The organism is Arthrobacter sp. BF1 (genome assembly GCF_056680215.1).
On record NZ_CM155271.1, the window covers coordinates 1,555,610 to 1,577,752 of the forward strand.

Sequence of the window (22,143 nt, forward strand, 5' to 3'; positions counted from 1 at the left end):
GTGATCAGCCGCCGCGCCGGTCCCTATTCTGAGATTTCCTGCGCCACTTCCATCACTCCATGCATCAGCTGTGATGCGACCCACCTGCGCGACACCGCTTTGACGGGACCGCAGGGCAGATCAGGAGGCCAGGATGACTGCAAGCCGTCAGCCCAGCGCGAATACTTCACCAGACACCAATAAACGGCACTATTCTGAAAGTGCCGATTCTTCAAAGGAGAACATGACCAGCCAGCCCAACACCGGTTCCGATCCAGCAGCCCAGGACATGAGTCCCGAGGAGATCCAAGCTGTCATCGACCGGATTCTCGCCAAGGACGTTCCTGCCAGGAACGTCAAAGCTGCCGACGGCGAGAAGGCCGTGCTGGGCAGGGCACAGGCCATTTCCCGCCAGGAAGACGAACACACAAGCTACGACGGCGACCAGCAGGACCTCGACGAACGCCGGGCCCTGCGGCGCGTAGCCGGCCTGTCCACGGAACTCGAAGACGTCACCGAAGTCGAATACCGGCAGTTGCGGCTCGAACGGGTGGTGCTGGCAGGTCTCTGGTCCGAGGGCACCCTCGCGGACGCTGAGAACTCCCTCCGTGAGCTCGCCGCCCTCGCCGAGACGGCAGGCTCGGAGGTCCTGGACGGGTTGGTGCAGCGCCGTGCCAAACCGGACCCCGGCACCTTCCTTGGCTCCGGCAAGGCGCAGGAGCTCAAGGACATCGTCATGGCTACCGGCGCGGACACCGTGGTGGTCGATGCCGAACTGGCGCCATCCCAGCGCCGTAGCCTCGAGGACATCGTCAAGGTCAAGGTCATTGACCGGACGGCTTTGATCCTGGACATCTTCGCCCAACACGCCAAGAGCCGTGAAGGCAAGGCCCAGGTTGAACTGGCGCAGCTTGAATACCTTCTTCCGCGCCTGCGTGGCTGGGGTGACTCGATGTCCCGCCAGGCCGGTGGCCAGGTGGGTGGCGCCGGCGCCGGCATGGGTTCGCGCGGACCCGGTGAGACGAAAATCGAACTGGACCGCCGCCGGATCCGCACGCGCATGGCCAAGCTGCGGCGGGAGATCGCCGCGATGAAGCCGGCACGGGAAACGAAGCGGGCCAACCGTCGTCGTAATTCGGTGCCGTCCGTGGCAATCGCCGGGTACACAAACGCCGGAAAGTCTTCCCTGCTCAACCGGCTCACCGATGCCGGTGTGCTGGTGGAGAACGCCCTGTTCGCCACCCTGGATCCCACTGTCCGTAAAGCTGAGACCTCGGACGGGCTGGGGTACACGCTGGCCGATACTGTAGGTTTCGTCCGGTCCCTGCCCACACAGTTGGTGGAAGCGTTCCGCTCCACGCTGGAGGAAGTGGCTGACTCCGATCTGATCCTGCACGTGGTGGATGTTTCGCACCCGGATCCTGAAGGCCAGATCGCTGCCGTCCGCAAGGTGTTCAGCGAGGTGGACGCCCGCAACGTGCCTGAGATCATCGTCCTCAACAAGGCCGATGCCGCCGACCCGTTTGTGGTGGAGCGTCTCAAGCAGCGCGAGCCCCGCCATGTGGTGGTGTCGGCCCGGACCGGCCAGGGCATTGCTGAACTCCTCAAGGCCATCAGCGACGGCATTCCGCGGCCCGGCGTCAAACTCGAACTGCTGATCCCGTACGACCGTGGTGACCTGATCAGCAAGCTGCACGAGACCGATGCCGAGATCCTCAGCCTCGAGCACGGCGAGCACGGCACGCGCGTTGTGGTCATGGTCCGGGAGGGCCTCGCAGCTGAACTGGAATCCTTCGTCAGCAATGACTGACTTGGTGGCAGGGGAGATCTCCGAGACGGCCGGCGAGGAGTTCGTGATTGAACTGCTCGACCGCGCCGTCGCAGGGATGGGCGGCCAAAGCCGGGCCGGCCAGCATGAAATGGCCCGGCAGGTGGCGAGGGCCATCGAAACCGGCGACCACCTTCTGGTCCAGGCCGGCACCGGCACCGGCAAGTCACTCGCCTACCTCATCCCGCTCATCGCGCATTCCCTGGTGAGCGAGAAGCCCACGCTCGTTTCCACGGCAACCCTTGCGCTGCAGACCCAGATTGTGGGCCGGGACCTTCCCCGGCTGCTGAAGACCATCACCCCTGCACTGGACCGCCCCGTCAAGGTGGCTCTGGTCAAGGGTCGCTCAAACTATGTTTGCCGGCACAAGCTGGAAGGCGGGTTCCCGTCCGAGGAACCCGCCGAGGGCCAACTCTTCTCCCTCGGCGAGGACACCAGCGTCCCGCACTTCGCCGCCGCCATGGGCGGACCGTCGTCGCAACTGGGCAAGGAAGTGGTGCGCCTGCGCGAATGGGCGGAAAAAACCACCACGGGAGACCGCGATGAGCTCCTTCCCGGCGTCACCGACCGCGCCTGGCGGCAGGTCTCGGTGACGTCGATGGAATGCCTGGGGGCGCAGAAGTGCCCGATGGCGGCCGAATGCTTCAGCGAATTGGCGCGCCACGACGCGGCCGAAGCTGACGTTGTGGTCACCAACCATGCCATGCTGGCGGTCAGCGCCTTTGAGGGCCTTGCCGTGCTGCCCGAATACGACGTTGTGGTGGTGGACGAGGCCCACGAACTCCAGGACCGGGTCACCGGCGCGGTCTCCGGGCAGCTCTCCGTTGCCATGGTCCACGCGGCGGCGGCCGGCGCCCGTAAGCACACCGCCATCACTGTTGATGCCCTTAATGCGGCCGCTGCCAACCTCGAACTCGCCCTGGCCGGCGTCCCGAACGGGCTGCTGCCCAACGGGCTCGACGACGAACAGTTGGACTGCGTGGATCAGTTGCGGGAGGCCTGCCGGGCCGCCCTGTCAGATTCCAAGGGGGACGGCAGCCAAACGGCCGACGGCGGGCGGCAGCTTGCCCGCTCGCGGCTGATGCTGATCCTTGAACTGTGTGAACGCCTCATCGTTGCCCGCGAGAACCGCGAAGTCGTCTGGTTTTCCCGCGCCAGCTCCTTCGATCCGCAACAGGGCTATTCGCAGCCCGACGAGACAGCCCCTGCGCTGATCAACATAGCCCCGCTTAGTGTCGCCGGTAAGTTGCGTGAGGGGTTGTTCGCAGGCCACACCGTCGTGCTCACCTCGGCAACTTTGGCCATCGGTTCGGCGTTCGAACCGGCCGCCGGAGGCCTGGGGCTGGTAGGGGAGGGCGCACCGAGCTGGACCGGCATCGACGTCGGCTCACCGTTCGACTATCCCAAGCAGGGGATCCTCTATGTCGCCGGGCACCTGCCCAAACCTGGTCGCGGAGCGTCACCGGAGGCCCTGGACGAGCTGGAGGCGCTGATCCGGGCTTCCGGCGGCGGTGCGTTGTGCCTCTTTTCGTCGCGCCGTGCTGCCGAAGAGGCGGCTGAGGCGATGCGCCCGCGGCTCGGGCTCAGCATTCTTTGCCAGGGCGACTCGACCATGACGGCGCTTGTGAAGCAGTTCGCGGACGAGCCCGATACTTGCCTGTTCGGCACCATGTCGCTGTGGCAGGGTGTTGACGTTCCCGGTGGATCGTGCCGGCTGGTAGTGATCGACCGCATTCCGTTCCCGCGGCCCGATGATCCGCTCATGACCGCCCGCTCCCGCGCCGTGGCGCAGGCCGGCGGCAACGGCTTCATGGCAGTTTCCGCCACGCACGCGGCCATCCGCCTGGCCCAGGGGGCAGGCCGGCTGATCCGTTCGACGGGGGACAAAGGAGTGGTGGCCGTACTCGATTCACGTCTTGCCACGGAGCGTTACGCCGGCTTCCTGCGCGCTGCGCTCCCGCCGTTCTGGCCCACCACGGACCGCAAGACGGCATTCGCGGCACTCGAAAGGCTGGCCGGGAAGGGCGCCTGAGGCTACAGCGACCGCAGGACCGAGACGACCTTCCCCATGATCGTGGCGTGATCACCAAGGATCGGCTCGTACTGGGTGTTCTGGGGCAACAGCCACGTGTGGCCGTCGCGCTGGCGGAAGGTCTTGACGGTGGCTTCGTCGTCCAACAGGGCCGCAACGATGTCCCCGTTGGCGGCGTCCGCCTGGCGGCGGACCACTACCCAGTCGCCGTCGCAGATGGCGGCGTCCACCATGGAGTCGCCGGCGACGCGCAGCATAAATAGTTCACCCTGCCCCACAAGTTGGCGGGGCAGCGGCATCACGTCCTCCACCACCTGATCGGCAAGGATCGGTCCGCCTGCCGCGATGCGGCCAACCAGCGGCACCATGGCAGTGTCCATGGCAGTGGGAAGTTCGGTGACAGTACCGCCGAGGCTGTGCAGGGCCGCGGATTTGACCGAGGCACCGTTTTTGCCGGCGCCCCCGTCCAGCGTTAGGGGCATGAGGACCTCCATGGCGCGCGGACGCTTCGGGTCACGGCGGAGGTAGCCCAGCTTTTCCAGCTGGGAGAGCTGATGGGTGACGCTCGAAAGGCTGGCCAGGCCGACAGTGTCTCCGATTTCCCGCATGGAGGGCGGGTAGCCGTTGTCATTGACGGAACGCTGGATGGTTTCCAGGATCTTCTTCTGGCGGGCAGTGAGCCCCTTGGGGGTCCTCTGGGGCTGGCGGCCCTGCGGAGTCGCCTTGCCCTCGGCGGCTGGTGCTGCCATGTTCGCCAATGCCTTTCGGTTGCCCCGGATCCGGTCCGGCGTTCCTCGCCGGAATGTCCGGGCTGCTTTGAATGTCAGACCCTGCTGATCAACTACACGAGTGGTTGATCCTTGATCCAAACGTAGGCCAGCCACATAGCTTTTTCAAACATTTGTTCTAGCGAGTCTCGACAATGTTCGGTGATAAGTGCTAAAACTGAGGAAGCAAAGTTCGAATATGTGTTCGACTCGTTGCCAGCGGATTCGAATATCCGCCGAATGCGGAGGCGGGAGCCTCGGGGCATTGGCGACGTGGAGGCCACGCCGGGCAGCACAGTATGGTCCAGGAGGGCTCATCTCATGTCAGCTACATCTGCTTCACAGGATTCCCGTCCGCAGTTCGTTTCCGTCGAGCACCTGACGTCACAGCAGCGCAGGGAATCCCTGCCGCCGCTCCGTCTGACCCGCAGGGGCCGGGTTGTCCTCATCGGCATCCCGCTGGTGCTCCTTGCTGCGCTCCTTCTCTCGCTGGCTGGTTTTCTCACCTCGCCGGCAAAGGCGGCGGATTCCGCAGCTGATCTCTCCGTCACCCCCACCATCACGGTGACCGTCCAGCCCGGACAGTCCCTCTGGGCCATTGCGGGCACGGCAGCACCCCAGCGCGACGCCCGGGACGTCATTGCGGACATTGTTCAACTGAACAACCTCACGGGCGGCGGCGTGGTGCCGGGCCAACAGCTCTTTGTCCCCACCCGTTAGCCGCCGGCGAGGGGCCGGTTGACGCAGGGACAGGTCCGCTGGTGGCCGTCACATTTTCCGGCAGTCTCCTTCGGAACTAAACTGTTCAGGTGAATGACCAGCTAGAGCGTCTGAACCGACTTCCCCTCCGGACCAACCTTCGCGGGCTTACCCCCTACGGTGCCCCGCAGCTGGATGTTCCCATCCTGCTGAACGTCAATGAGAATACCCATGGCGTTCCGGCGGATGTGCAGGCCGCCATCGCGGCAGCTGTAACGGAAGCAGCAACCGGGCTCAACCGCTACCCGGACCGTGAATTCACCGAGCTCCGCGAAGCGCTGGCCGAGTACCTGGGCCACGGACTTGATGCCACTAACATGTGGGCCGCCAACGGCTCCAACGAGGTCCTTCAGCAAATCTTGCAGGCATTCGGCGGCCCGGGTCGTAAGGCCCTCGGGTTCCCGCCCACGTATTCCATGTACCCCTTGCTGGCAAGCGGCACCGACACCGAATACATCGTCGGTCAGCGCGCTGAAGGGTACGGACTTAGTGCCGAATCAGCCGCCCTTCAGGTCAAGGAACTTCAGCCGAACATCGTTTTCCTGTGTTCGCCCAACAACCCCACCGGGACAGGGCTTGGGCTGGACGTAGTGGAGGCCGTGTACGCCGCCGGCGAGGCCAGCCAGACCATCGTGATCGTCGACGAGGCCTACCACGAGTTTGCCCATGACGGCACGCCCAGTGCCCTTACCCTGCTGCCGGGCAGGGAACGCCTGATTGTTTCCCGCACCATGAGCAAAGCGTTTGCCCTCGCCGGAGCGCGCCTCGGCTACATGGCGGCGGCGCCGGAGGTAACGGATGCCCTCCGCCTGGTCCGGCTGCCCTACCACCTCTCCGCGATCACCCAGGCCGCGGCCCTGGCCGCCCTCCAGCACCGGACCGCCCTGATGGCGGACGTCCAGGACATCAAGGAACAGCGGGACCGGATAGTCACGGAATTGACCCGGATGGGCCTCAAGCCGGCGGCCTCGGATTCCAATTACGTCTTCTTCGGCGGCCTGGACAGCCCGCACGAGGTCTGGCAGCAATTGCTGGACGCGGGCGTGCTGATTCGCGACGTCGGGATTCCCGGCCACCTGCGGGTCACGGCGGGAACTGAGAGGGAGACCACAGCCTTCCTGACCTCCCTTGAGGGCATCCTGGCCAGCCAAGCGAAGCTCCCCGCCTAGACTTGAAGTACCGGCGCCTTAGCGCGCCCTACCACTCCTGCGTTAAAAGGACCAGATAATCATGAGTTCCACCGGATCGAACGCTGCCGAGCCCCGGACCGCGCGCATGGAGCGTGCCACCAGTGAATCGTCAGTGCTCGTGGAGATCAACCTCGACGGCACGGGCGTATCGGACATCGACACGTCGGTCCCGTTCTACGACCACATGTTGACGGCGCTGAGCAAGCACTCGCTCATCGACATGACGGTCAAGGCCACCGGTGACATTCACATTGACGTCCACCACACCGTGGAGGACGTCGCCATCACCTTCGGTGAGGTCCTGCGCACGGCGCTGGGCAACAAAGCCGGCATCCGCAGGTTCGGTGAGGCCACTGTGCCCCTCGACGAAGCCCTTGCGAACGCCGTGGTGGATGTCTCCGGCCGCCCGTATCTCGTACACGGCGGCGAGCCCGCCGGGCAGGAATACCACCTGATCGGCGGCCACTTCACCGGGTCGCTGACCCGTCACGTCTTTGAGGCCATCACGCTGCACGCAGGCATCTGCCTGCACATGAACGTCATTGCCGGCCGCGACCCGCACCACATTGTGGAAGCACAGTTCAAAGCCTTCGCCCGCGCCCTGCGTGCCGCCATTGAACCCGACCCCCGCGTTGAGGGGATTCCGTCCACCAAGGGTGCCCTGTGACCGGCCAGCTCCTCCGTGATGGCGCCGTGATCGATCCGGCCACCGGTAAAAAGCCCGTGTCGCCCGACGGTAAACCCACCGTCACCGTTCTCGACTATGGCTCCGGCAACGTCCGCTCGGCCGTGCGCGCGCTTGAACGGGCCGGAGCCGAGGTCATCCTCAGCTCCAAGCCTGAGGACGTGCTTAATGCCGACGGCCTGGTGGTACCTGGCGTGGGAGCCTTTGAAACCGTGATGCGCGAGCTCAAAGCCGTGGACGGCATCCGGCTGATCGGCCGGCGCGTGGCTGGCGGCCGGCCGGTTTTGGCCATCTGCGTGGGCCTGCAAGTGATGTTCGAAGCCGGGGTCGAGCACGGGACCGAGGCCGAAGGCATGGGGGAGTGGCCCGGCAAGGTGGAGCTCCTTCCCGCGGACGTTGTGCCGCACATGGGCTGGAACACCGTGGAGGTGCCCGAAGGCTCAAAGCTTTTCGCCGGCGTTGAGAACGAGCGGTTCTACTTTGTCCACTCCTACGGTGTCCAGGACTGGAACTTCGATGTGATCCAGCCCCGGATGACGGCGCCGTTGGTGACCTGGTCCGAGCACGGCGCGCGCTTCATCGCCGCGGTGGAAAACGGCCCGCTCTGCGCCACCCAGTTCCACCCGGAAAAGTCCGGCGATGCCGGCGCCCGGCTGCTGCGCAACTGGGTGGACGGTCTTCGCAAGCCGGCTACCACGGATGCAGCCTAGATGTGGTCCATCGTCCTGATGGGCCTGGCCGGCCTCCTGGTAGGCGGGGCCTTGTCCTTCCGGCAGCAGCGCAAACCTTTGTGGACGCAGATCAGTTTTTACGTCCTGGCCGGAATGTCGCTGATGGCTGCCTACCTGCTGACGCTTCCTGGCAACTAGGCTCCCGCCACACCACCGGACTCTGCAACACCACACTCCGCTCCACCAGCATCACAACATTGAAGAGGATTTGAGATGACTACCTCAACCGATCTGCCGGTTCTTGAACTGCTGCCCGCCGTCGACGTCGTAAACGGTCAGGCCGTTCGGTTGGTCCAGGGGGAAGCGGGCAGCGAGACGAGCTACGGCACACCGCTGGAGGCGGCCCTCAACTGGCAGCAGCAGGGCGCCGGGTGGGTGCACCTGGTGGATCTGGACGCTGCCTTCGGACGTGGCTCCAACGCCGAGCTGCTCCGCGAGGTAGTGGGCCGGCTCGACATCAAGGTGGAGCTCTCCGGTGGCCTCCGGGACGACGAGTCCCTCGAGGCGGCGCTGGGTCTTGGCGTGGCCCGTGTCAACCTCGGGACAGCGGCGCTGGAGAACCCGGAATGGACCCGCAAGGCCATCGAACGTTTCGGCGACAGGATCGCCGTCGGCCTTGACGTCCGCGGAACAACGCTGGCGGGCCGGGGCTGGACCAAGGAAGGCGGGGACCTCTGGGAGGTTCTGGGCCGCCTGGAAGAGGCCGGCTGCGCCCGGTATGTTGTCACCGACGTCACCAAGGACGGCACCCTCAAGGGCCCCAACGTGGAGCTCCTGCGTCAGATGGTGGAAAAGACCGGCAAGCCGGTGGTCGCCTCGGGCGGCATCTCCAGCCTTGACGACCTGAAAGTACTCCGGTCCCTGGTGCCCCTGGGCGTGGAGGGCGCGATCGTCGGTAAGGCACTCTACGCCGGTGCGTTTACGCTGCCCGAAGCCCTCGACGTCGCCGGACGCCGCTAGCCGGACACCGTGGACAGCACGCCTAACTCAGAAGCGGCTGGCGGGGCTCCCGTCCAGCGCCACCTTCCCGGACACATCGCCGCTGCCCTTGCCGGTGCGGGCGGCCCCAGCGATTCGGCGGGGAGGCCCTGGGAGGGCCGGAGCCTGGCCGGGGACGACGCCAAGATCCACAACTTCGAGGACGACGACGGAACGGCCGACGCCGGTTACCTCGCCGCCGCGGGCGCCCTGGTTGAGGGCAGCGGTGACGAAGCGGCGGTGGTGGCTTCGCTCGCCACTGCCCGTGTCTTCATCCCCATCATCGCCCAGCTCGGCGCAGAAGCGGAGGGCGTGGACGGGCTGACCGCGGACAAGCAGGCCGACATGGCGCTGGTCACCCTGAAGGCACCAGACGGCCGGACAGCCATGCCCGCGTTCACATCAGCTGACCGCCTCGCCGCCTGGCACCCTGACGCGCGGCCCGTGGCTGTGTACGCGGCACGGGCCGCGCTATCAGCCGTCGCCGAAGGGGCCGAATTGCTGGTCCTTGACCCGGGCTCGGACGTAACCGTTGTGGTCCGGCGGCCTGCCGTGTGGGCACTGGCACAGCAGCAGGAGTGGATTCCCTCCTACACCGATGCCGCGCTGGCAGCAGAAATGGCCTCAGCGGCAGGCGGATTCCCGGCGGTCCGGAACGTCGAACTCCTTCCAGGTTCCGGGGTTGCCGCCGTGACTGGCGGGGGAGTCCCGCTCTCAGGGGGCGGTGCCGGACCGGAACTGCAGGTGGTTCTGTACCTCGAGGATGGCCTTGATGCCGCCGCGGTGCAGGGGCTCGTGGCCGGACTTCAAGCTGCCTGGTCGCGGAATGTATTGTTTGGGGAGCGGGTCGATTCGATGGAAATTAAGTTGCGGCGCGCGGTTCAGTAGCTGACGGTCAGCGGGGGAGACCCCTCGGGCTGCCCGTGCCAGACCCAAAGGATTCTCCGTGAATTTCGCTCTCTACCGGGAGTTGCTCGCCGTCGAGCCCATCAGGCGGCTCCTGCTTGTGGGTATGGTGGCCCGCATCCCGCACTCTGCTGCCGGCGTCCTGCTGACTTTGCACATCGTCCTCACCCTGGACAAGGGCTATGCCGCGGCCGGCGCAGCTGCAGCGGTGATGACCATCGGCATAGCTGTGGGAGCGCCATGGCGCGGCCGTCGTGTTGACACGGTTGGCCTTCGCAGGGCCCTTATCCCGTCAGTAGTTTCCGAAGCGGTCATCTGGTCCGTCGTTCCGCATGTCAGCTACGAATTGCTGTTGCCGTTGGTGTTCATCGGTGGCCTGCTGACCCTGCCGATCTTCAGCGTGATCCGCCAGTCCTTGGGCGTCCTCGCGGACGGTACCCAGCGGCGGACCGCTTTTGCCTTGGACTCGATCACCACTGAGGTGGTGTTTATGATCGGACCCGCGGCCGGCGCTGTCGTGGCCACCAGCGGCTTCACCGTTCTGGGTCTCACCGTGGTGGGTGTGTCCACGTCCCTGGCCGGCCTGTTCCTGATGTGGTTCAACCCGCCCACGCGCAGCGCCACGCAGACCGAGGAAGGCGAGGCGGACCAGCGGCACGCTGCGGAGGTGGCAGTCGTGTGCGCGGCTCCCGCCCACGTCCAGGAAGCAGCGGCCGACCTTGTGCCGGCCGGTGCCGAAACTGCCCGCCGTGGCCGCGCGGGCCTGCGCGGTAAAGTGGTCCACAATTTTGCCTGGTTCACGGCCACCGTTGCGGCGGTCTTTGCGGTTGCGGCGGGAACCGGGATGGTTCTTAGTGGCACCGACGTTGGAATTGTTGCGGCCCTGGAAACCGGCGGCCACCAAAGCGAAATCGGCATCGTTTTCCTCTTTTGGTGCGCCGCGTCCGTGATCGGCGGACTGGTCTACGGCGCAATGCACCGGCCGATCCTGCCGAACGTCCTGCTCTTGGGCATGGCGGCCCTGACCATTCCGATGGGCTTTGCGCACGATACGTGGACCCTGGCGTTTGTTTCGATTCTTCCGGGATTTTTGTGCGCACCGGTGCTCTCGGCGGCTTCCGAAAAGGTGGCGGACTTGGTGGCCGAGGACCGCCGCGGCGAGGCGATGGGCTGGTACGGCTCTGCGCTGACCGCCGGTGTGGCGCTGGGCGCACCCCTCGCGGGAATCTTCATCGACGGGACAGGACCGTCCGGAGGGTTCGTGGCAGTGGGTGCGGCCGGCGTTGTGCTTTGCCTGGTGGGACTGCTGCTCCAGGCAATGCGGCGCCGCAGAGTCGCCACCTGACGCTGCAGGAACCAACGACGGCGGCGGGCGGACCTCCGTGGTCCGCCCGCCGCCGTCGTGATTTAGCTTGTGAACGAATTGCCGCGTCGGGTACTAGTTGACGGCGCCGGTGTACTTCTCGCCCGGGCCCTTGCCCGGGGCGTCCGGAATAACGGACTCTTCCCGGAAAGCAAGCTGCAGGGAACGCAGTCCATCGCGCAACGGCCCCGCGTGCTGGGAACCGATCTCAGGGGCTGCAGCCGTCACCAGGCCGGCAAGGGCGGTGATAAGTTTGCGGGCCTCATCCAGGTCCTTCAGTTCCTCCGCGTTGTCCTCGGCGGCCAGGCCGAGCTTCACTGCTGCTGCACTCATCAGGTGAACGGCGGCGGTGGTGATGACCTCGATGGCCGGCACCTCGGAGATGTCGCGGATTTGCTGGCTCACGTCAGCCTCGGCAGGGGCTGCCTCGAAAACGTGTGAATTGCTGTCTGGGGTACTCATACTGGTAAGCTTGTCACAGACCGACTGAATGTCGTTATTTTGCTGTGTAGGTCCCGCCGGCGCCCCGCTGCGTCGTTAGGGATTTTTTCTGTAGAATGGCATCCAGTTTGCAAGCGGAGTTCTCTCCCACCCGCGTCAGCCGTTTTCCCACCGGAAGTCATTCCAGGGAAGCAAGGTTGCCGGGTACCGGTCGGACAGTTCATCAGGCATTGGCCCGAAAAACTGCGCACAGTTTCTCTTCGGAGAAGCGTGCATCCGATCATCGAGGCCTTCGATTGCTCCGGCAATTGGGGGCCTTCTCTATTTGCCGGTGGGTTTATCACATCAATCACAGGAGCTTTAACATTAGCGAGCCAAGAATCAATGAGCGTATCCGCGTCCCCGAGGTGCGGCTGGTCGGTCCTGCAGGTGAACAGGTAGGAGTCGTCCGTATTGAGGATGCCCTGCGTTTGGCTGCTGAATCCGATCTTGATCTCGTTGAAGTAGCACCTCAGGCCAAGCCTCCGGTGTGCAAGCTGATGGACTTCGGCAAGTACAAGTACGAGGCCGCAGTCAAGGCACGTGAAGCCCGGAAGAACCAGACCAACACGGTTCTCAAGGAAATCCGCTTCCGTCTGAAGATCGACACCCATGACTACGAGACCAAGCGGGGCCATGCGCTTCGCTTCCTCGGTGCAGGTGACAAGGTCAAGGCCATGATCCAGTTCCGTGGCCGCGAGCAGCAGCGTCCGGAGATGGGCATCCGCCTGCTCCAGCGTTTCGCTGACGACGTCGCCGAGGTTGGCGTTGTTGAGTCCAGCCCGCGTATTGATGGCCGCAACATGGTGATGGTCGTGGGCCCGCTGAAGAACAAGGCTGAGGCCAAGGCTGAGGCACGCCGCGCATCGCAGCGTGCAGAGGCCAAGGCGCAGAACGAAGCCAAGGCTTCGGGCCGCATCGATGTCACCGGTGATGACCAGGCGCCGCTGACCCAGTCGCTGGCTGACCTTCTTCCGGAAGGGTTCGCCATCAACACGCAGCCCGAGGCGGAAGCCCCCGAAACTGAGGCCACTGAGGCGGCAGCTGCGGAAACTGCAGCGCCCGCCAAGGCCGAGACACCCGTTGCTGCTCCTGCAGCCGAGGCCCCTGCGAAGGAAGCCCCGGTAAAGGAAGCTGCTGCGAAGGAAGCTCCGGTGAAGGAAGCCGCTGCACAGGAGGCGCCTAAGCAGGCTGCCCCGAAGGCGGCTGCTCCCAAGCGGGAGGCGCCCAAGGCAGCCCCGGCTCCGGCCAAGGCTCCCGAGGCCAAGCCCGCCGAGGCAGCCAAGGCAGCCGCTCCGGCAGCTCCGAGGCCGCCGGCACCGATGCCCAAGCCGGTTGCCCGGCCGGCAGCACCGAAGCCTGCTGCGAGGCCTGCCCCCAAGGCAGCTCCGAAGCCGGCCGGTAAGAAGACTACCTAGTTCACAGCTGCAGGAGGTTTCCTCCAGCAGTACGCAACCAGTACGCCGCCTGCAGGGGTGGCTGCTCGAAAGAACTGCAGACAATGTCTGCGGACACGTAAGGAGATCGGTTCCCATGCCGAAGATGAAGACCCACAGTGGTGCTAAGAAGCGCTTCAAGCTGACCGGCAGCGGCAAGCTGCGCCGCCAGCAGGCCAACCGCCGCCACTACCTCGAGCACAAGTCCTCCAGGCTGACTCGTCGTCTCGCCGGCGACAAGATTGTCTTCAAGGGTGACGCAAAGGTCATCCGGAAGATGCTCGGCATCTAAGTTCCAAGTTCTCTGACTGATGCCACCTGGCAGCAGTCAACTACCAAAAAGGCTTCTCAGGCCAGCCGGTTGTACCGGCAGTAGATGCTTGGGATCAGATTTTCGAAGGAGTACGCACGTGGCACGTGTGAAGAGGGCGGTCAACGCCCACAAGAAGCGCCGGGTTATTCTTGAACGCGCAAAGGGCTACCGTGGACAGCGTTCACGCCTGTACCGCAAGGCCAAAGAGCAGCTGCTGCACTCGTTTGTGTACAGCTACGGCGACCGCAAGAAGAAGAAGGGCGACTTCCGCCGCCTGTGGATCCAGCGCATCAACGCTGCATCCCGCGCCAACGGCCTCACATACAACCGCCTGATCCAGGGCCTGAAGGCCGCTGAGGTCGAGGTTGACCGCCGTATGCTGGCCGAGCTGGCCGTCTCCGACGCCAACGCTTTCGCCGCACTGGTGAAGATCGCCAAGGACTCCCTGCCTGCTGACACGTCAGCTCCGGCTGCAAAGTAGCACTGAAGGCAGTTCAAGGACTGGTGGCTGAAGCCACTAAGGTTCTTATATGAACGAAACCGGGCGCCCGCAAGATTTTCCACTGTCCAACCCCCGAGCTGATCGGGTGAGGAAGGTGGCACAACTTGCCGGGCGCCCGGCCCGTTTAAAGCGCAGCGAGTTCCTGGCGGAGGGCCCGCAGGCCGTCCGTGAGGCCCTGACGCTGCACCAGAAGAGGATTGCTGCGGGGGAGCCCGGCGTCGTCTATGAGGTCTACGCGAGCGAGGCGTGCCTCGACCGGCACCCGGATCTGGAGTCCCTGGCCGAGGGCATTGACGCTTTCCTTACTACCGACGAAGTGCTTGCCGCGATGGCGGACACGGTCACCCCCCAGGGGATTCTGGCGGTCTGCGGTTTCCTGGACGTGAGCCTCGAGCAGGTCCTCGACGCCGGTCCGCGGCTGCTTGCGGTGCTGTGTCAGGTCCGTGACCCCGGGAACGCCGGCACCGTGCTCCGGGCGGCCGACGCGGCCGGAGCGGACGCCGTCATCCTGACCGCATCCAGCGTTGATATCTATAATCCCAAGGCGGTCCGTTCCACGGCCGGTTCCCTGTTCCATCTGCCCGTGGTCCTGGGTGCCGATATTGCGGCAGTGACAGCCGCCTGCCAGGCACGGGGGATTGGTGTGCTGGCCGCCGACGGCGAAGGTGACGTCAACCTGGATACGCTCCAGGACCAAAACGCCGCCCGTCGCCTTGCGTCCTCCGGCGTCGAATCCGTCTACGCGTTGGAGTCACCCACAGCGTGGCTCTTCGGAAACGAGGCACAGGGGCTCTCAGAAGCTGAACTGTCTTTGGCGGATCACCGCGTGGCTGTGCCGGTCTATGGAGCTGCGGAAAGCCTAAACCTCGGTACCGCGGCTACGGTATGCCTCTATGCAAGTGCACGGTCCCAGCAGGAACAGGCACGTTAACTAATCACCTTACCTCCGGACATAGCACCGGCTGCACGACCCTTTGGCAACTTAAAAAGGCAGGGCCCCGGCACTTCCGGGGCCCTTGCTGTATGAATCAGATGAGGGGATCAGGGTGCGCGGGTGGACCCTCGACGTCCGGTGATTGCGCCGTAGATGCCGGCAACTACCAGGCCGCCAACGATGGCGAGGATCCAGGTACCCAGATCAAAGAAGGCAAGGTCGCCCTTACCGAACAGGAGGCTGCCAATCCAGCCGCCTACAATCGCGCCGACTACACCCAGCACAAGGCTCGTCACCCAGCCGCCGCCGACCCTGCCGGGCATAACGGCCTTGACGATGGCCCCGACAATGAGGCCGAGAATAATCCAAGCAAGAAAACCCATGTCTCCTCCTTCATATTCGTCGGGATTAATCGTCCCGATTAGTGTTCAAGCTAACATAAGGGCGCTCCATTGTCAGCAGGCTTAGTGCCTGTCGCACGTGCCTATTTTTCGGCCGAAAAGGTACCGTAATCTTGGGCGGCACCCGTTCCGGCGTCGCGAATCATCCGGCTCGTTCCGTAATCCCGAAGGGGTGAAGCCTCCGTGGCTGCAAATGGCGGTAACAAGGCGATCGTCGCGGCTCTTGCCGCCAACCTGACCATCGCCGTCCTTAAGTTTGTTGCGTTTATCCTGACCGCTTCGTCATCAATGCTGGCCGAATCGATCCACTCTCTTGCCGACTCGGGTAACCAGCTGTTGCTGCTGATCGGCGGGAAGCGCGCCCGCAAGGAAGCCAGCCCTGAGCATCCTTTCGGGTACGGCCGCGAACGCTACATTTACGCCTTCATCGTCTCCATCGTGCTCTTCAGCGTGGGTGGTCTTTTTGCGCTCTTCGAAGCGTGGAACAAGTTGCAGGATCCGCACGGCATTGAAGGGGACTTTTGGTGGGTGCCGTTGGCCGTGCTGATCGGGGCGATCATGGCGGAGTCCTACTCCTTCCGGACGGCGATCATCGAGTCAAACCGCATTCGTGGTAAGCAGGGCTGGGTGAGCTTTGTGCGCACGGCCAAACAGCCTGAGCTGCCGGTGATCCTGCTGGAGGACTTCGGGGCGCTTCTTGGCCTGTTGTTCGCGCTCATTGGAGTTGGCATGACACTCATCACCGGCAACGGCATTTGGGACGCGGCCGGCACCGGCATGATCGGCCTGCTGCTCGTGGCCATTGCGGTGGTACTGGCGATCGAAACCAAGTCCCTGCTGCTGGGTGAGTCTGCCACGCGGGACGATGTGGTCCGCATCAGCGAGGCCATCGAGGCCGGAGGGCACAACCGCATCATCCACCTGAAGACCCTTCACCTCGGACCGGAGGAGCTGCTGGTGGCCGCAAAGATTTCCGTGGGGGCCGCCGAAACGGGTAGGGATATCGCCGCTTCCATTGACGGCGCTGAGTCCAGGATTCGCACCGCTGTTCCGATTGCCCGCGTGATCTACCTGGAACCGGATCTGCACCGCGACGACGCACAGGGCGCCGGCCAGGTCCCGGCCGAGGCGCGGCCGCAGGACCTGCAAGGTTGATCCCTGCCCAGGGTGCCCTGGGCTGAGCTCATTGCGCCGGTTGTCCCAGTGAGGCCGTTGGCTGCCCGTCCCCCTGGATCAGGCAGCCAGCGGCCTTTTTCGCTCCAGCAGGCCGCTGGTTACAGCGACGGCGAGGCCCAAGAGGGCCAGGACCGCACCCACGAGCGCGGGCGCCACAAAGCCCCACCCCCACGCGATCACCACGCCGCCCAGGAATGCGCCTAAAGCGTTGGCAACGTTGAGCGCCGCGTGGTTAAGCGAGGACGCCAGAGAAGGGGCATCCGGGGATGCGTCCAGCAGGCGGGTCTGCAGCGCTGGGATGAGCAGGGACCCCGACGCACCCACCACAAAGACCATGACCAGGGCTGACCAAGGCCAGTGAACCGCGACGGCGTAGGTCACCAGGGCGGCCGCGATGCCCGGCAGGACCCAGTAGAGGGTCCCCATCACCGACTTGTCAGCCAGCCTGCCGCCCACCACGGTTCCGGCAACCATGCCCAGCCCATACAGCGCAACCACAAGGGGGAGGAGTGAAGCGGGGATGCCGGCCACCATCGTCATCGTGTGGGCAATGTAGGTGTACGTGGCAAAGAAGCCACCAAAGCCCACAATGCCGATAAGGATGGCCAGCCAGACCTGCAACCGTTTGAGAGCACCCAACTCGCGGCGGATGCTGGCGTCCGGATGGGGGGCCTGGAACGGCACGTATTTCCACAGCAGGACCAGCGTCAGGGCGCCAATGCCGCCCACGAGGACGAACAGCAGCCGCCAGCCGAAAGTCTGGCCCACCCAAGTGGCGGCTGGAACGCCGATGACGTTGGAGACTGACAGGCCGGCCATCACCATGGAGATGGCCCAGCCGCGTCGACTGGCAGGAACCAGGGAAGCGGCAATCACGGCCGCGACGCCAAAGAACGCACCGTGTGGCAACCCTGCTGCGAACCGGGAAACCAGCATGCTGCCGTAGTCCGGAGCAAGATATGAAGTCAGGTTTGCCAAGGTGAAGAACAGCATCAGGCCGAGGGCGAGGTGTTTGCGGGGAAGCTTTGCCCCGACCGCGGCGAGCAGGGGCGCGCCCACCACCACTCCCAGGGCGTAAGCGGAAATGAGATGTCCCGCTTCCGGAGTGCTGATGTTGAGTCCCTGCTCCACCTCCTTGAGCAAGCCCATCATGGTGAATTCAGTAACGCCGATCCCAACGCCGCCCATGGCCAACGCGAAAATGGCCGCACCAATCTTAGGAGTCTTCACTCTGGACGTGGTGGGCGTTCGGGTGGTGCTGCTCATGTGCCTGCTTTTCAACGAGGATGCTTGATGGTGCCGGGGGATGGGCCGCCGCGGCCACTGTACGCAACCCCGAATCGGGTGCAGGTATTCCAGTCCGGCCGCCGGCGAACGCCTGCCGTCCATTGTCCCCTATCGCCAAGGACCATCGCCAGGGACCAGCACCGAGGCCGCGCGCCGAGACCGTATACCTGCCTCAAGGCCAGTGCTTCCCGGGCAGGGGAGCAGTGCTCATAGACTGGGGCGGTGAGTGAACACATACAGGTGGTTGGCGCAGCAATACTGGACTCGTTGGAACATCCTGCCCGCCTGCTGGTGGCGCGGCGGACGGCTCCCGAGCAGTTCGCCGGACTCTGGGAATTTCCCGGCGGCAAGGTGGAAGCCGGCGAGGAGTGCGATGCCGCGCTGCACCGTGAACTCAAGGAAGAGCTTGGTGTCGGTGTCAGGCTCGGAGCCGAATTGCCTGCCGGCACGCCCGAGGGATGGCGGCTGAACGAGCGGGCCAGCATGCGGGTTTGGCAAGCCGAAGTCACCGAGGGGGAGCCCCATCCGCTGGAGGACCACGACGAACTGCGGTGGGTGGCCCTGGCTGACCATCAGGCGGTTCTTGAGCTTCCCTGGATCCCGGCCGACTTCCCCATAGTGCGGGCTCTGCTGGACGCGCTCAGCTCACAGGCGTTGCCGTCCCGCACAGGCTGAGGTCAGAACAGCCTGGAAGTTGAACGGGCAGAAACTTCGGGTCAGAAGAGGGTTGGCTGGCGAAGAGCCGGACCGCCGGCTCCATGCCCAGTGTCCGGGCCGGCCTGCCCGGAAACCGGCAGGATGCCCTCCGGATACTGTGCCTCCTCGCTGCGGGGATCGTCCTCCAGATCGCGGTGGCTGAACCCGTGGCCGCTTGTGAATCCGTGCCGCTGCTTGAAATAGCGAACTTTCGCAGCGAGCCAGGTGCGGTATTCCTTGGAGGCGTACGAGCCCGTGCCATAGAGGCGGCGGTAGCGGCCGGCGAGCTCAGGGTGGTTCTTGGCGATCCACTGCATAAACCATTCCCGGGTTCCCGGCTTCAGGTACAGGGCGCCGGCTGTCACTCCCGTGGCACCCGCCGCGGCCAGCGATCCGAAGAGTGCATCCAACGCTTCGTCGCTGTCAGAGAGCCACGGCAGGATGGGCATGGCCATCACGCCGCAGGGGAGCCCTGCGTCGCGCAGGCGGGAGACGAGCTTGAGCCGGGCGCGGGGCCCTGGCGTGCCCGGTTCCACAGCCTCGGACAGTGCCTCGTCCGTCATGGCAAGCGAAATGCCAACGCCCACCGGAACCTGCGTGGCAGCGTGCTTCAGGAGCGGAATGTCGCGGGCCAGCAGGGTCCCCTTGGTGAGGATGGACAGGGGCGTGCCGGAGTCCGCCAGGGCTGTAATGATTCCCGGCATCAGCTGGTAGCGCCCCTCTGCGCGCTGGTAGGGGTCTGTGTTCGTGCCCAATGCCACTTGGTGGCGGCCCCAGGAGGGCTTGGCCAGTTCTTTGCGGAGGACTTCTGCGGCGTTGACTTTGACCACCACCTGGCTGTCGAAATCGAGTCCTGCGTCGAAGTCCAGATACGTATGGCTCTTGCGCGCGAAACAGTAGACACAGGCGTGGCTGCAGCCGCGGTAGGGGTTTACTGTCCACTCGAAGGGCATTTTTGAACCGGAAACCACCTTGTTGAGCACCGATTTGGCGGTGACCTCATGGAAGGTGATGCCGGCGAATTCGGGGGTGGTGATGGAGCGGACCAGCCCGGCCAAAGGAAGCAGAGCGGGTGATGCCACGCTGCCGGCGTCGTCGGCGGGCCGCTGCATCAGTGCTTGTGCATCCCATCTCATGGACTCCATTCGAATATATGTTCGAACTTAAGTCAAGGACCTCCGGTGCAGTGTTGCGCGGCAGCCGGGGATTCGGAGCCCAAGAGGGACTGTCCTCAGGCGAGCAGTTCCCACACCACGGTGACGCTGGCGCCGATGCTCGCGTGCCCGGCCTCGATGCTGATGGCGTCCGTGGCTACTGCCCGCTCGAGCCTGGCCACTGGGACCGGCCCGGATGAGAGGGGGTGCTCAGAGACGGACACAACCGCTCCGAGGTGTGCCGAGGCGAGGGAGGCAAACTTCTCCGCCGCGGCAACGGCATCCTGCCACGCGGCTTCCCGGGCCCGGGCAAGCACAGCGGATTCGTCTGCGAAGCCGAGCTCGAGGCCGTTCAGCCGCACGTCGTCGCCACCGGCGTCAACGACGGCCGCGATAATGGCTGAAGCAGCAGCCACCCGCCGTACCCGCACGGTGAGCATGCTGGACGCGACGTACCCGGCCACCTGCTGGCCCTCGCCTTCGCGCCAGATTAGCTCCGGCCGGACGTTTAGCCCGGACGTCCGGATATCCGCGTCCGCCACGCCATTCTGCCGGAGGACCTCCGAAACGGCGGCCGACGCTGTGCCGGCGTCAGCGTAGGCGGCGCCAACGCTGGCCCGCCGGCATTCGACGCCCACGGAAATGGTCAGCAGGTCAGGCGGTGCCTCGGCGGCTCCCGTTCCTGTCACGGTAATGGTCCTGATGCTGTCGCCCGCCATGGTCAGACCTCGATTCCACCGGCGTCGCCAGGAGCCGGCCTTGGTATCCGGGTGTCAACGTATCCGCCGGCGGCCAGCCCGGCTTGCCGCTCGAAAAAATTCGCCGAGGCCGGATTGCCGGTTCGAAGCTGTGACCAACCCGCAGCCAGGAAGTACAGCGGAAGGAAAGGCAGCCCCAGGCACCAGGCGTACTGGCTGCAGTGCTTTTCCTCATGCCCGAGAAGCGCCGGGTTTGCGGTCAGTTGGCGGGCAGCGACGCGGCAGATGACGACGTTTCCCAGGGTGAACGCCCCGGCGAAGGGAGCCCGCCACGTATAGCCGGAAGCGATAATGAGCCCCGCGGGCCCCGCGGTGGTAGCCGTTCCGGCAGCCCGCGCCAGGGCCAGGCCCAGCAGGGTTGTTCCGTTGGCAAGGTTGGCAAGCTGCCTCGCGCGTTGTCCGGCCGTCAGGCGTGTCCTTGCCTGCCCCGTCACAGCCGAATTTTGCATAGGCGGCACCGGCCATAGTCCTGCCAGACGCCGACGTTCTGTCATGAGGCCATGGTAGCCGGAGGGTTCAATTAGACTGATGGATAGTGGCCGCCGGTAATTCTTCAGCCGGTAATTTTCCAACCGGGTATTTCGCCAGCGGCCCTGCCCTGGTCATCGAGTGCATCCGTGCTGCACGGATTCACGAAATGACCTGCCAGTGACGGATGCGCTGCCGGGAGACCGCGCACTGCTGCACGTTCACCGGCAGCCCCGACTCGTAGCTAAGAACAGTAGATGACTGAAACTTTGCCGGGCGCCGCCATCCCGAACCCTACGGATGAAGCCGCCATCACTGCCGCTGTAGACCAGGCCATCGCCGCCATTGCCGGCGCAGGCACCCTTGACGAACTCAAGGCGGTGAGGCTGGCCCATACCGGTGAGAAGTCACCTCTGAGCCTGGCCAACCGCGAGATCGGTGGCCTGCCGAAAGACCAGAAGGCCGTAGCCGGCAAACTCATGGGCGCGTCCCGCGGCAAGGTCAACAAGGCGCTCGCGGACCGGACAGCTGAGCTGGAAGCCCAAAACGACGCCCGGATCCTGCTGGAAGAAACGGTGGATGTCACTGCCGCACCCCGCCGTCGTCGGGCTGGCGCACGCCACCCGCTCTCCACGCTGCAGGACCGCGTGGCGGACATCTTTGTGGGCATGGGCTGGGAAATCGCCGAAGGCCCCGAGGTTGAATCCGAATGGTTCAACTTCGATGCTCTGAACTTCAAGCCGGACCACCCGGCCCGCGAAATGCAGGACACGTTCTTCGTTGAGCCGCCTGAGGCCCACCTCGTGATGCGGACGCACACCTCCCCGGTGCAGGTCCGTTCCATGCTGGAACGCGAGGTGCCCATCTACGTGCTGTGCCCCGGCAAGGTGTTCCGCACCGACGAGCTGGACGCCACCCACACGCCGGTCTTCCACCAGTTCGAGGGCCTGGCCATCGACAAAAACCTGAGCATGGCCGATCTCCTCGGCACACTGGAGCACTTCACCCGGCAGATGTTCGGCGACGAAGCATCCGTCCGGCTGCGCCCGAACTACTTCCCCTTCACCGAGCCGTCCGCGGAACTGGACATCTGGCACCCGGGCGCCAAGGGCGGTCCGCGCTGGATTGAATGGGGCGGCTGCGGCATGGTCAACCCCAACGTGCTTCGCGCGGCGGGCATCGACCCGGACATCTATTCAGGTTTTGCCTTCGGCATGGGCATCGAGCGCGCGCTGATGTTCCGCAACGAGGTTGGCGACATGCGCGACATGATCGAAGGCGATGTACGTTTCAGCGAGCACTTCGGGATGGAGATCTAAC

The 22,143-nt window shown here is 64.8% G+C and carries 24 protein-coding genes; 17 read left to right on the top strand and 7 right to left on the bottom strand.

Annotated features, from left to right (window positions below):
* The first annotated feature begins 223 nt into the window (after positions 1 to 223).
* Positions 224 to 1,789 (top strand): GTPase HflX, encoded by a 1,566-nt coding sequence (gene hflX, locus AC1MCD_RS07325; protein ID WP_498677221.1) that lies wholly within the window; start codon positions 224 to 226, stop codon positions 1,787 to 1,789.
* A complete protein-coding gene (locus tag AC1MCD_RS07330; protein WP_498677224.1) occupies positions 1,782 to 3,839 on the top strand; it encodes an ATP-dependent DNA helicase in 2,058 nt (685 codons plus the stop codon). Before hflX ends, AC1MCD_RS07330 begins: the two co-directional genes overlap by 8 nt.
* Before the next feature lie 2 nt (positions 3,840 to 3,841).
* On the opposite strand, the gene lexA is transcribed toward AC1MCD_RS07330, so the two are convergent.
* On the bottom strand, positions 3,842 to 4,588 hold the full coding sequence (lexA, locus tag AC1MCD_RS07335; protein WP_498677227.1) for a transcriptional repressor LexA: 747 nt from the start codon (positions 4,586 to 4,588) through the stop codon (positions 3,842 to 3,844).
* A gap of 339 nt (positions 4,589 to 4,927) precedes the next feature.
* Between lexA and AC1MCD_RS07340 the strand changes: the two genes are divergently transcribed.
* From AC1MCD_RS07340 to AC1MCD_RS07375, 8 genes are all read left to right on the top strand, one after another.
* Entirely contained in the window at positions 4,928 to 5,326 is a 399-nt protein-coding gene (locus AC1MCD_RS07340; protein WP_498677228.1) for a LysM peptidoglycan-binding domain-containing protein, read from the top strand.
* An 89-nt stretch (positions 5,327 to 5,415) separates the two neighbouring features.
* Complete coding sequence (locus AC1MCD_RS07345; RefSeq protein ID WP_498677231.1) at positions 5,416 to 6,534, top strand: histidinol-phosphate transaminase; 1,119 nt, start codon at positions 5,416 to 5,418, stop codon at positions 6,532 to 6,534.
* A 61-nt stretch (positions 6,535 to 6,595) separates the two neighbouring features.
* The gene (gene hisB, locus AC1MCD_RS07350; RefSeq protein WP_498677233.1) at positions 6,596 to 7,222 is read left to right on the top strand and encodes an imidazoleglycerol-phosphate dehydratase HisB; all 627 of its coding nucleotides are present in this window, start codon (positions 6,596 to 6,598) and stop codon (positions 7,220 to 7,222) included.
* On the top strand, positions 7,219 to 7,950 hold the full coding sequence (gene hisH / locus AC1MCD_RS07355) for an imidazole glycerol phosphate synthase subunit HisH (RefSeq protein ID WP_498677235.1): 732 nt from the start codon (positions 7,219 to 7,221) through the stop codon (positions 7,948 to 7,950). Before hisB ends, hisH begins: the two co-directional genes overlap by 4 nt.
* Positions 7,951 to 8,109, top strand: coding sequence for a CG2302 family histidine operon protein (locus AC1MCD_RS07360; protein WP_498677237.1), 159 nt, complete (start codon positions 7,951 to 7,953; stop codon positions 8,107 to 8,109).
* A 75-nt stretch (positions 8,110 to 8,184) separates the two neighbouring features.
* Entirely contained in the window at positions 8,185 to 8,931 is a 747-nt protein-coding gene (gene priA / locus AC1MCD_RS07365) for a bifunctional 1-(5-phosphoribosyl)-5-((5-phosphoribosylamino)methylideneamino)imidazole-4-carboxamide isomerase/phosphoribosylanthranilate isomerase PriA (protein ID WP_498677239.1), read from the top strand.
* A 9-nt stretch (positions 8,932 to 8,940) separates the two neighbouring features.
* Positions 8,941 to 9,837: an SseB family protein gene (locus AC1MCD_RS07370; protein ID WP_498677241.1), complete on the top strand. Its 897-nt coding sequence runs from the start codon at positions 8,941 to 8,943 to the stop codon at positions 9,835 to 9,837.
* Between the two features lie 58 nt (positions 9,838 to 9,895).
* Positions 9,896 to 11,200: an MFS transporter gene (locus AC1MCD_RS07375; protein WP_498677243.1), complete on the top strand. Its 1,305-nt coding sequence runs from the start codon at positions 9,896 to 9,898 to the stop codon at positions 11,198 to 11,200.
* Positions 11,201 to 11,293: 93 nt separating this feature from the next.
* Here the strand turns inward: AC1MCD_RS07375 and AC1MCD_RS07380 are convergent, their stop codons facing one another.
* The gene (locus AC1MCD_RS07380) at positions 11,294 to 11,680 is read right to left on the bottom strand and encodes a DUF1844 domain-containing protein (RefSeq protein ID WP_164201053.1); all 387 of its coding nucleotides are present in this window, start codon (positions 11,678 to 11,680) and stop codon (positions 11,294 to 11,296) included.
* Positions 11,681 to 12,066: 386 nt separating this feature from the next.
* Here AC1MCD_RS07380 and infC point away from each other — a divergent pair, with 386 nt between their 5' ends.
* From infC to AC1MCD_RS07400, 4 genes are all read left to right on the top strand, one after another.
* Positions 12,067 to 13,116, top strand: coding sequence for a translation initiation factor IF-3 (gene infC, locus AC1MCD_RS07385; RefSeq protein WP_498677248.1), 1,050 nt, complete (start codon positions 12,067 to 12,069; stop codon positions 13,114 to 13,116).
* 115 nt (positions 13,117 to 13,231) lie between these two features.
* Positions 13,232 to 13,426 (top strand): 50S ribosomal protein L35, encoded by a 195-nt coding sequence (gene rpmI, locus AC1MCD_RS07390; protein ID WP_009358635.1) that lies wholly within the window; start codon positions 13,232 to 13,234, stop codon positions 13,424 to 13,426.
* A 118-nt stretch (positions 13,427 to 13,544) separates the two neighbouring features.
* The gene (gene rplT / locus AC1MCD_RS07395; RefSeq protein WP_164201051.1) at positions 13,545 to 13,928 is read left to right on the top strand and encodes a 50S ribosomal protein L20; all 384 of its coding nucleotides are present in this window, start codon (positions 13,545 to 13,547) and stop codon (positions 13,926 to 13,928) included.
* A 49-nt stretch (positions 13,929 to 13,977) separates the two neighbouring features.
* Positions 13,978 to 14,880, top strand: coding sequence for a TrmH family RNA methyltransferase (locus AC1MCD_RS07400; RefSeq protein WP_498677253.1), 903 nt, complete (start codon positions 13,978 to 13,980; stop codon positions 14,878 to 14,880).
* A gap of 110 nt (positions 14,881 to 14,990) precedes the next feature.
* On the opposite strand, the gene AC1MCD_RS07405 is transcribed toward AC1MCD_RS07400, so the two are convergent.
* Positions 14,991 to 15,266 (bottom strand): GlsB/YeaQ/YmgE family stress response membrane protein, encoded by a 276-nt coding sequence (locus AC1MCD_RS07405; RefSeq protein ID WP_354217440.1) that lies wholly within the window; start codon positions 15,264 to 15,266, stop codon positions 14,991 to 14,993.
* A gap of 201 nt (positions 15,267 to 15,467) precedes the next feature.
* On the opposite strand from AC1MCD_RS07405, the gene AC1MCD_RS07410 reads away from it, so the two are divergent.
* A complete protein-coding gene (locus tag AC1MCD_RS07410; protein WP_498677255.1) occupies positions 15,468 to 16,439 on the top strand; it encodes a cation diffusion facilitator family transporter in 972 nt (323 codons plus the stop codon).
* Positions 16,440 to 16,517: 78 nt separating this feature from the next.
* On the opposite strand, the gene AC1MCD_RS07415 is transcribed toward AC1MCD_RS07410, so the two are convergent.
* Positions 16,518 to 17,726, bottom strand: a complete 1,209-nt coding sequence (locus tag AC1MCD_RS07415) for an MFS transporter (RefSeq protein WP_498677257.1) — start codon at positions 17,724 to 17,726, stop codon at positions 16,518 to 16,520.
* A gap of 243 nt (positions 17,727 to 17,969) precedes the next feature.
* On the opposite strand from AC1MCD_RS07415, the gene AC1MCD_RS07420 reads away from it, so the two are divergent.
* The gene (locus AC1MCD_RS07420) at positions 17,970 to 18,422 is read left to right on the top strand and encodes a (deoxy)nucleoside triphosphate pyrophosphohydrolase (RefSeq protein ID WP_498677260.1); all 453 of its coding nucleotides are present in this window, start codon (positions 17,970 to 17,972) and stop codon (positions 18,420 to 18,422) included.
* 41 nt (positions 18,423 to 18,463) lie between these two features.
* On the opposite strand, the gene AC1MCD_RS07425 is transcribed toward AC1MCD_RS07420, so the two are convergent.
* From AC1MCD_RS07425 to AC1MCD_RS07435, 3 genes are all read right to left on the bottom strand, one after another.
* Positions 18,464 to 19,579 (bottom strand): Rv2578c family radical SAM protein, encoded by a 1,116-nt coding sequence (locus AC1MCD_RS07425; protein ID WP_498677262.1) that lies wholly within the window; start codon positions 19,577 to 19,579, stop codon positions 18,464 to 18,466.
* A 95-nt stretch (positions 19,580 to 19,674) separates the two neighbouring features.
* Complete coding sequence (locus tag AC1MCD_RS07430) at positions 19,675 to 20,316, bottom strand: SIMPL domain-containing protein (protein ID WP_498677264.1); 642 nt, start codon at positions 20,314 to 20,316, stop codon at positions 19,675 to 19,677.
* A gap of 2 nt (positions 20,317 to 20,318) precedes the next feature.
* On the bottom strand, positions 20,319 to 20,765 hold the full coding sequence (locus AC1MCD_RS07435; protein WP_498678227.1) for a hypothetical protein: 447 nt from the start codon (positions 20,763 to 20,765) through the stop codon (positions 20,319 to 20,321).
* Between the two features lie 315 nt (positions 20,766 to 21,080).
* Between AC1MCD_RS07435 and pheS the strand changes: the two genes are divergently transcribed.
* The gene (gene pheS / locus AC1MCD_RS07440) at positions 21,081 to 22,142 is read left to right on the top strand and encodes a phenylalanine--tRNA ligase subunit alpha (RefSeq protein WP_498677266.1); all 1,062 of its coding nucleotides are present in this window, start codon (positions 21,081 to 21,083) and stop codon (positions 22,140 to 22,142) included.
* The last annotated feature ends 1 nt before the right edge of the window (position 22,143 follow it).

What these genes read in the sequence shown, in the direction of transcription:
- hflX (WP_498677221.1), top strand. Translation starts at nt 224, where the DNA reads ATGACCAGCCAGCCCAACACCGGTTCCGATCCAGCAGCCCAGGACATG.
- AC1MCD_RS07330 (WP_498677224.1), top strand. Translation starts at nt 1,782, where the DNA reads ATGACTGACTTGGTGGCAGGGGAGATCTCCGAGACGGCCGGCGAGGAG.
- lexA (WP_498677227.1), bottom strand. Translation starts at nt 4,588, where the DNA reads ATGGCAGCACCAGCCGCCGAGGGCAAGGCGACTCCGCAGGGCCGCCAG.
- AC1MCD_RS07340 (WP_498677228.1), top strand. Translation starts at nt 4,928, where the DNA reads ATGTCAGCTACATCTGCTTCACAGGATTCCCGTCCGCAGTTCGTTTCC.
- hisB (WP_498677233.1), top strand. Translation starts at nt 6,596, where the DNA reads ATGAGTTCCACCGGATCGAACGCTGCCGAGCCCCGGACCGCGCGCATG.
- AC1MCD_RS07360 (WP_498677237.1), top strand. Translation starts at nt 7,951, where the DNA reads ATGTGGTCCATCGTCCTGATGGGCCTGGCCGGCCTCCTGGTAGGCGGG.
- priA (WP_498677239.1), top strand. Translation starts at nt 8,185, where the DNA reads ATGACTACCTCAACCGATCTGCCGGTTCTTGAACTGCTGCCCGCCGTC.
- AC1MCD_RS07380 (WP_164201053.1), bottom strand. Translation starts at nt 11,680, where the DNA reads ATGAGTACCCCAGACAGCAATTCACACGTTTTCGAGGCAGCCCCTGCC.
- rpmI (WP_009358635.1), top strand. Translation starts at nt 13,232, where the DNA reads ATGCCGAAGATGAAGACCCACAGTGGTGCTAAGAAGCGCTTCAAGCTG.
- AC1MCD_RS07400 (WP_498677253.1), top strand. Translation starts at nt 13,978, where the DNA reads ATGAACGAAACCGGGCGCCCGCAAGATTTTCCACTGTCCAACCCCCGA.
- AC1MCD_RS07405 (WP_354217440.1), bottom strand. Translation starts at nt 15,266, where the DNA reads ATGGGTTTTCTTGCTTGGATTATTCTCGGCCTCATTGTCGGGGCCATC.
- AC1MCD_RS07415 (WP_498677257.1), bottom strand. Translation starts at nt 17,726, where the DNA reads ATGAGCAGCACCACCCGAACGCCCACCACGTCCAGAGTGAAGACTCCT.
- AC1MCD_RS07425 (WP_498677262.1), bottom strand. Translation starts at nt 19,579, where the DNA reads ATGAGATGGGATGCACAAGCACTGATGCAGCGGCCCGCCGACGACGCC.
- AC1MCD_RS07430 (WP_498677264.1), bottom strand. Translation starts at nt 20,316, where the DNA reads ATGGCGGGCGACAGCATCAGGACCATTACCGTGACAGGAACGGGAGCC.
- pheS (WP_498677266.1), top strand. Translation starts at nt 21,081, where the DNA reads ATGACTGAAACTTTGCCGGGCGCCGCCATCCCGAACCCTACGGATGAA.